This is a genomic window from Actinomycetospora sp., from assembly GCF_055612215.1.
Genome location: NZ_JBVPVA010000789.1, coordinates 1 through 6,626, shown reverse-complemented (window position 1 = coordinate 6,626; position 6,626 = coordinate 1). Strand labels below are relative to the sequence as shown.

General features: G+C 75.6%; 5 protein-coding genes and 1 pseudogene. 3 read left to right on the top strand and 3 right to left on the bottom strand.

The features are described from left to right. Window positions 1–126: 126 nt before the first annotated feature. Window positions 127–1,122 (bottom strand): hypothetical protein, encoded by a 996-nt coding sequence (locus AC0CYZ_RS21615; protein ID WP_472219108.1) that lies wholly within the window; start codon window positions 1,120–1,122, stop codon window positions 127–129. Beyond that, window positions 1,119–2,483 carry a sodium:proton exchanger gene (locus tag AC0CYZ_RS21610; protein ID WP_472219106.1) on the bottom strand — a complete coding sequence of 455 codons (1,365 nt, stop codon included), beginning with the start codon at window positions 2,481–2,483 and terminating at the stop codon, window positions 1,119–1,121. The genes AC0CYZ_RS21615 and AC0CYZ_RS21610 overlap by 4 nt, the downstream gene beginning before the upstream one ends. A 118-nt stretch (window positions 2,484–2,601) precedes the next feature. On the opposite strand from AC0CYZ_RS21610, the gene AC0CYZ_RS21605 reads away from it, so the two are divergent. After that, entirely contained in the window at window positions 2,602–3,411 is an 810-nt protein-coding gene (locus AC0CYZ_RS21605; protein WP_472219104.1) for a serine hydrolase domain-containing protein, read from the top strand. Window positions 3,412–3,561: 150 nt separating this feature from the next. Here the strand turns inward: AC0CYZ_RS21605 and yaaA are convergent, their stop codons facing one another. Next, window positions 3,562–4,293 carry a peroxide stress protein YaaA gene (gene yaaA / locus AC0CYZ_RS21600; protein WP_472219102.1) on the bottom strand — a complete coding sequence of 244 codons (732 nt, stop codon included), beginning with the start codon at window positions 4,291–4,293 and terminating at the stop codon, window positions 3,562–3,564. A 694-nt stretch (window positions 4,294–4,987) separates the two neighbouring features. On the opposite strand from yaaA, the gene AC0CYZ_RS21595 reads away from it, so the two are divergent. Together AC0CYZ_RS21595 and AC0CYZ_RS21590 are read left to right on the top strand one after the other, a co-directional pair. Beyond that, window positions 4,988–5,293, top strand: a complete 306-nt coding sequence (locus tag AC0CYZ_RS21595; protein ID WP_472219100.1) for a hypothetical protein — start codon at window positions 4,988–4,990, stop codon at window positions 5,291–5,293. Between the two features lie 59 nt (window positions 5,294–5,352). Continuing rightward, window positions 5,353–6,626, top strand: a pseudogene (locus AC0CYZ_RS21590) (hypothetical protein); the annotation flags it as partial.

The window sequence follows — 6,626 nt, the reverse complement described above, 5'->3', positions numbered from 1 at the left end:
CGTCGCGGCCGCCGCACCGGGCGTCGTCCTGCCCGTGCTCGGGCCGCTCGGGACCTCGCCGCTCGCGCGGGCTCCGGTCTCCGGGGGCGGGGGACGCCCGGGAGATCGCCCGACGAGACGGGTGCGTTACCCCGTCGTGACGCGCAGCCGGTGCCAGGCGCGGGCCAACGACGTGGCGATCGGCGTAACGACGCGGTGGTCGTTCCAGTAGAAGGGGTGCGCAAGGGGCGTCCAGCCCAGCCACCACGGCGCCACGTGCACGGGCCGGTCCTCCGCGACGGCCTCCGCGTACCGGTCGTTCAACGGCCGCAGCGGGGAGGCGATCACGTCATCCGGGTCCCACACGTTGATCCATTCCCCGCCCGCGTCGGGATGGTGAAGCGCCAGCTCGGGGTGCGGCACCGTGATCGGCATGCCGAACTCGGGGTGGCGCTGCGCCCAGAGCGCGAGCGGGCTGCCCAGGGTGTGCAGCCAGCCGAGGGTCTCACCGCGCTCGAGCGGGGTGTCGTCGAGCTCGGCGGCCACCATCGGGGCCACACCGGCCGACCGCCCGCGGTGCAGTCCGCCGGACACCTGGAGGTCGTAGAAGAAGTCGCTGGTGACCACCGTCCCGAGGCTGTGGGCCACCACGCACAACGGGGCGGCCGGTCCGGCGTCGAGGGCCAGCTCGTGGAGGGCGGCGGCGAGGACCCGGTGCACCTGGTCGTAGTGCAGCCGGTCGACCGCGCCCGCCTGGTAGGTGATCGCGTCGCCGAGGTAGTGCACGACCAACCACCGCAGCGTCGGGAAGTGGAAGCCGGGGACGCCGGGCAGCGCGCGGACCAGCCCGCTCGCGATCAGCCCGAGCAGGGCCGGCACCGAGCCGCGGTCGGCGGCCCCACCCAACCGGTCGAGGAGCTCGAACACGCGGCGGGCACGCGTGCCGCCCATCCGGTCGAGCAGCTTCTCCTGGCGCTTCTCGTAGACCGGGGCCCAGAACGCGGTGCGGATGCTCAGGGCCTCGTCGGGATCCACCCCGGCGATGCGGCCGAACTCCTCGCGCAGCATGCGGATCGCGGTCTCGGCGAAGCGGTCGTCGGCGATCTCGACGCCGTGCACGTAGAGGACGGCGAGCTTGGTCACTTCGACTCCTGGGTGAGGTCCACGTAGGGCGTGCGCAGGCCGTCGCGCAGCAGTCCGAGCAGTGCCCGCCGCTGCCGCACGAAGAGCACGATCGCGAGCACGACGTAGATCGCGGAGATGATGAGCAGCTCCAGGTCCTGGGCCGGGCCGCTGAGTACGGCGGCGAGCACGAACTGCAGGGCGAACAGGCCGACGAGCGTCAGGGCCCACGGCACGGTGATCGACAGCGTCACGAGCAGCGCCACGGCGAACAACGACTGGGTCGCGGTCAGCAGCAGCTCCTCGCGCTGTTGGGAGTCGATCGGGAGCCCGTGCAGCGAGCCCGCGGCGAGGGCGAACACCAGCGGCAGCGTCCCGACGAGCAGCGACCACTGGTTGACCTTCGAGGAGACCAGCGCCGCGAGGGCGTCGGTGGTCTTGAGCCGCCAGGCGTACAGCCCGGCGACGAGCAGCTCCGGGGCCTCGGAGGCGAACGGCGCGATCCACTGCACGAGGAAGAACTGGCTGATGCCGAGCTCGGTGCCGGTCTCGACGAGGGAGTCGGCGAACGGCTCGGCACACGCGAGGATGACGGCGGCGGCGACGAGGAACAGGCCGGTGTACCAGGCCCGGCGCGGCGTGGCGGCCTTCTCGCCGACCCACGCCGACGGCCCGATCAGCTCGGGCTCCTCGGCGGGCGCGCGGGCGACCCGGATGCTGTACGCGACGAAGATCGCGACCAGTACGACGGTGTCGATCAGGGTGATGCTGACCCGCAGCGGCAGGGTCAGCGAGTACACGGTCGCGAGCAGCAGGAACACCAGCGGCACGGAGTCGGTCCGCGACAGCGTGACCCGGGTGGCGTGGCCCTGGCGGCGCGTCGTGCCGCCGTCGCCGTGCGCGTCGCTCCCCCGGGCGGAGTCACGGCGCAGCCGGACGGCGGCGAGCAGCACCACCAGGGCCCAGCCGATACCGACGAGGATGCGGTTGGCGCCGGTCATGTTGGCCAGCGCCAGCCCGCACGGGGACTGCTCGGTGGAGCCCGGCGGCAGGCAGGTCGGGCCGTACGCCGCGTAGGCGTTGCCGCCCTGGATGGTGAAGACGAAGTCGACCGCGTACTCGGGGAGCACGGCGACCAGGGCGAGCAGCGCGATCGCGAGCCCGGCCGAGATGTCGACCTGGGCGGCCTCCGCCGCCCAGGACAGCGCGAACGCCGCCCCGACGATCGCGAGGCCGTAGAGCAGCGCGTCGACCGGTGGGGACACCGACAGCCCGGCGAGGCTCATGACCACGCCGGGAAGCGCGACGACGACCGCTCCTGCGATGTAGAGGGGGGAGCGGTTCGGGCCACGCGGCGGGGAGGCCCCCGCGGAGTCGGGCATATCGGAGTCACTACCCGGCCCGGGTCCGTGGCACCCTCGCGCCACGCCGGTGTGACCCGCCGGGCGGCGTCCGACGGTCCGGCGCCCGCCGACCGCGCCCCGGTTAGGGTCGGCGCCCGTGGAGAGCCTGCACCGGGTGGACGACTGGCCGGTCGAGCACGCGGCGGCCGCCGTCGTGACCGCCTCCGGCACGACGACCCACGGCGAGGACGACCGTCGCTTCCCGCTCGCGTCGGTGACGAAGCTGCTGGTCGCGGTGGCCGCGCTGCTCGCCGTCGAGGAGGAGGCCATCACCCTCGACGAGGCCGCCGGGCCGGCGGGCTCCACCGTCCGGCACCTGCTCGCGCACACCTCCGGCCTGGCGTTCTCCGAGCAGCGCGTCATGGCCGAACCGGGGACGCGCCGGCTCTACTCCTCGGCCGGCTTCGAGGTGCTCGCCGACCACCTCGCCGACCGGACCGGGATCGCGTTCGCCGACTACCTGCACGAGGCGGTGTGCGAACCCCTCGGGATGACCTCGACGACGCTCGACGGTTCGCCCGGGCACGGGGCGACCTCGACGCTGGCCGACCTCGGGCGCTTCGCCGCCGAGCTGCGCGCCCCGACCCTGCTCGCCGTGGAGACCATGGCCGACGCGACGTCGGTGCAGTTCCCCGGCCTCAACGGCGTGCTGCCGGGGCTCGGGCACCAGAAGCCGAACGACTGGGGACTGGGCTTCGAGCTGCGCGACCACAAGTCGCCGCACTGGACGGGCTCATCGAGCTCGCCCGGCACGTTCGGGCACTTCGGGCAGTCGGGGACGTTCCTGTGGGTCGACCCGGCGGCGGACGCGGCCGCGGTGGTGCTCACGGACCGGGACTTCGGCGACTGGGCCAAGGAGGCCTGGCCGGCGTTCACGGACGCGGTGCTGGCGGAGCTGGGCGCCTGATCCCCCGTCGCAGCAACGGCACGTTCCTGACGCCGGACGTCAGGTGGGCGCCGTTCACACACCAGGGAGCTCGGCGGCCGCCGGCAGCAACGGCACGTTCCTGACACTGGACGTCAGGACGGCGCCGTTCACCCATCGACCGCTCCGCTCCTACCGCGGCACCACCAGCACCAGCGACGTCTCGCCCGCCCGCTCCACGCGCAGCCCCGCGTCGGCCAGCACCGCGAGCACGCCCCCCGTGTCCTTCGGCCGGCGCCGCGTGGAGGCCAGCACCCGGGCCGCGTGCCCCTTGAACGTCTTGTTGGCGTGGCTCACCGTCGTCCGCGCCCCGTCCGGGCCCTCCGAGACCACGTCGAGCGTCGTCGCCCCCGGCGCCGGGGCGAGCGCGGCGTAGCCGCCGGAGCGCAGGTCGACCACGTGCTCGTCGAGACCCGCCAGCACCGGACCCAGCACCGGGCGCCACACCGTGCGCAGCCCGCCCCGTCCCGGCAGGGCCGAGCCCGCCGAGAGCCGGTACGCCGGGATCGGGTCGGTGCCCATGACGAGCCCGAACAGCGCCGAGCACACCGCGATCCGGCGCCGCGCGGCCGTCGTCAGGGACCGGGCGTCGAGGGCGTCGTAGAGCACGCCGGTGTAGCGGCGCAGCGCGGGGGTGGTCGGGGCGGTCCACAGCACGGCGTTGCGGGCGATCTCGTCGTCCTGGTGTCCGCTGACGTCGAGCGCGGCCCGCGACGCCGGCACGTCCGCCGCGAGCGCCACCACCTCGTCGACCAGGGCGTGGCGCACGGGGTTCAGCGTCGGGAACGACAGCGCGTCGAGGTCCAGCGGCGCGCCGCGACCGCCCGAGGCCTTGGTCTCGGACGGCGGCAGGACGACGAGCACGGCGGAAATCCCTCCGGGTGGACGCGACTCGCCGGGCATGATCTCCCCACGGGAGGGGTGAGGCGGTGTCGGGGGACCTGGAGCGCCGGTACGGACCCGCGCTCGCCTGGGCCGCCGAGCACGTGCGCCCCACCGGCCCGCCGACCGCCCGCGAACGGCCGTGGTCGACGGTGCTCCGCCTGCCCACCGACGACGGCCCGGTCTGGCTCAAGGTCACCACGCCCACCGCGCGCGCCGAGGTCCGGCTCTACCGGGTGCTCGCGCAGCGGGCCCCCCAGGCCGTGCTCGTCCCGCTCGCCCGCGACGACGGGCGCGGCTGGGTGCTCCTGCCCGACGGCGGGCCGACGGTGCGCGACGGACCGCCCGAGCGGGTCGCGGCCGGCGTCGCCGCGGCCCTGCCGGTCTACGCGGCCCTGCAGCGCGCGGTCGCCCCGGCGCGCGCGGAGGTCGTCGACGCGGGCGTCCCGGACGCCTCCCCGGCGGCGCTCCCCGCGCGGTTCGACGAGGCGCTCGCCGTCACCGGCCTCGACGACGACGTGCCGCGGCGCCGGGCCCTCGTCGCGGAGTGGGCCGCCCGGCTGGCCGAGGCTCCGGGCGCCGACCTGGTCACCGTCGACCACCAGGACCTGCACCCGGGAACGTCCTCGCCCCGACCGCGGCGCACGGGCCGCGGTTCTACGACTGGGGCGACGCCGTGCTCGCCCACCCCTTCGCCAGCCTGCTCGTGGCCCTCGGCGGGCTCGCGCGCACGCTCGACGTCGGTCCCGACGACGCGGTGGTCCGCGCCGCCCGCGACGCCTACCTCGACGGCTTCGCCGACCTGGCGGGCCACGACGAGCTCGTACGCACCGCCGACCTCGCGTGCCGCGCCGCCGTCGTCGCCCGGGCCCTCACCTGGCACCGGGCGGTGCGCGCGGCCGGACCGGAGCACCCCTTCGCGCGGGCACCCCGCCAGACCCTCGCCGTCGTCGGGCGCCCGTCCCCGTTCGACGCGATGTGACCGACCGCGGCCCAGGGCGTGGGCCGAGGCCGTCGGGGGTGGTCCGTACCCTCCGACGGGTGGCGCAGACGGAACGGATCCGGCGGTGGCGCCCGTCGCGGGCCGGGATCCTGAACGTGTACCAGTACCAGGACGAGGTGCTGGACTTCGCCGACGGGCGCCTGCTGCTGCGCGGGGTCAACGGCTCGGGCAAGTCGACGGCGATGAACATGCTGCTGCCGTTCCTGCTCGAGGCCGACGTCCGCAAGATCGACGCCGCGGGCGAGCAGCGGGGCGTGCTGCGCAGCTGGATGCTGTCGGACAACGACGACACGCAGCGCACCGGCTACCTGTGGATCGAGTTCACCCGCGAGGCCGACGGCGGTGCGCCCCCCGAGCACCGCACCGTCGGGTGCGGCATCCGCGCCAACCGGAGCACCGACCGCGTCACGACGTGGTGGTTCTCCACCGACCGGCGCGCGAAGATCGACTTCCGGCTCACCGAGGCCGACGTCCCGTTCTCGGCCGAGGTGCTGCGCAGCGAGCTCGGGCCGCGCGGGCAGGTGTTCGCCTCGACCGCGGAGTACCGCGCCGAGATCGCCCGCCGCTTCTTCGGCGGCACCGACCCGCAGGCGTACTTCCGGCTGCTGCACCAGGTCCGCAACCCGCGGGTGGGCGACCGCATCGACACCGACCTCCCGCGCACCCTGCGCGAGGCGCTGCCGCCCGTCCCCGAGGACGCGGTGTCCGACGCCGCCCAGCCGCTCGAGGACCTCGAGGACCACCGCCGCAACGTCACCGACCTCGCGACCACGGCCGACGCGCTCGACGGGGTCGTCGAGGTCTACGCCGACTACGCCCGGCGGGTGCTCATGACGGCGGTCGAGGGCGCCGCCTCCGCCGTGGACGCGGCGCGGACCGCCGCGCGGCGGGTGGAGCGCGACCGGGCGGCGGCCGAGCGCGCCGTGACGGCCCGGGAGGCGGCGACGCGCACGGTGGCGGAGCTCACCGACGAGCACGCCCGGGCCACCGCCGAGCGCCAGGGCCTGACGAGCCTGCCCGAGTACTCCGCCCACGCCGACCTGGTCCGCCGCCACGACGAGCTGGGCCGCGCCGACGAGACCGCAGCCACCCTCGGCGCGGTCCGGGAGCGGGCGCACGCGCGGTCGACGTCGGCCGCCGACGCGGTGGGCGCCGCGCGCGGGCAGCTCGAGTCCGACCTCGCGGGCATCACCGGCCACCTCGGTGCCGTCGCGAGCGCGGCCCGGACGGCGTCGGCCGCACCGGCCCTGGCCCACCTGCCCGACCCGCCCGCACTGGCCACCGAGCCCCGCCACGACGAGGCCGGCGGCAC

Excerpts from the sequence above, each read along its gene's own strand:
- AC0CYZ_RS21610 (WP_472219106.1), bottom strand. The coding sequence starts at position 2,483 with ATGCCCGACTCCGCGGGGGCCTCCCCGCCGCGTGGCCCGAACCGCTCC.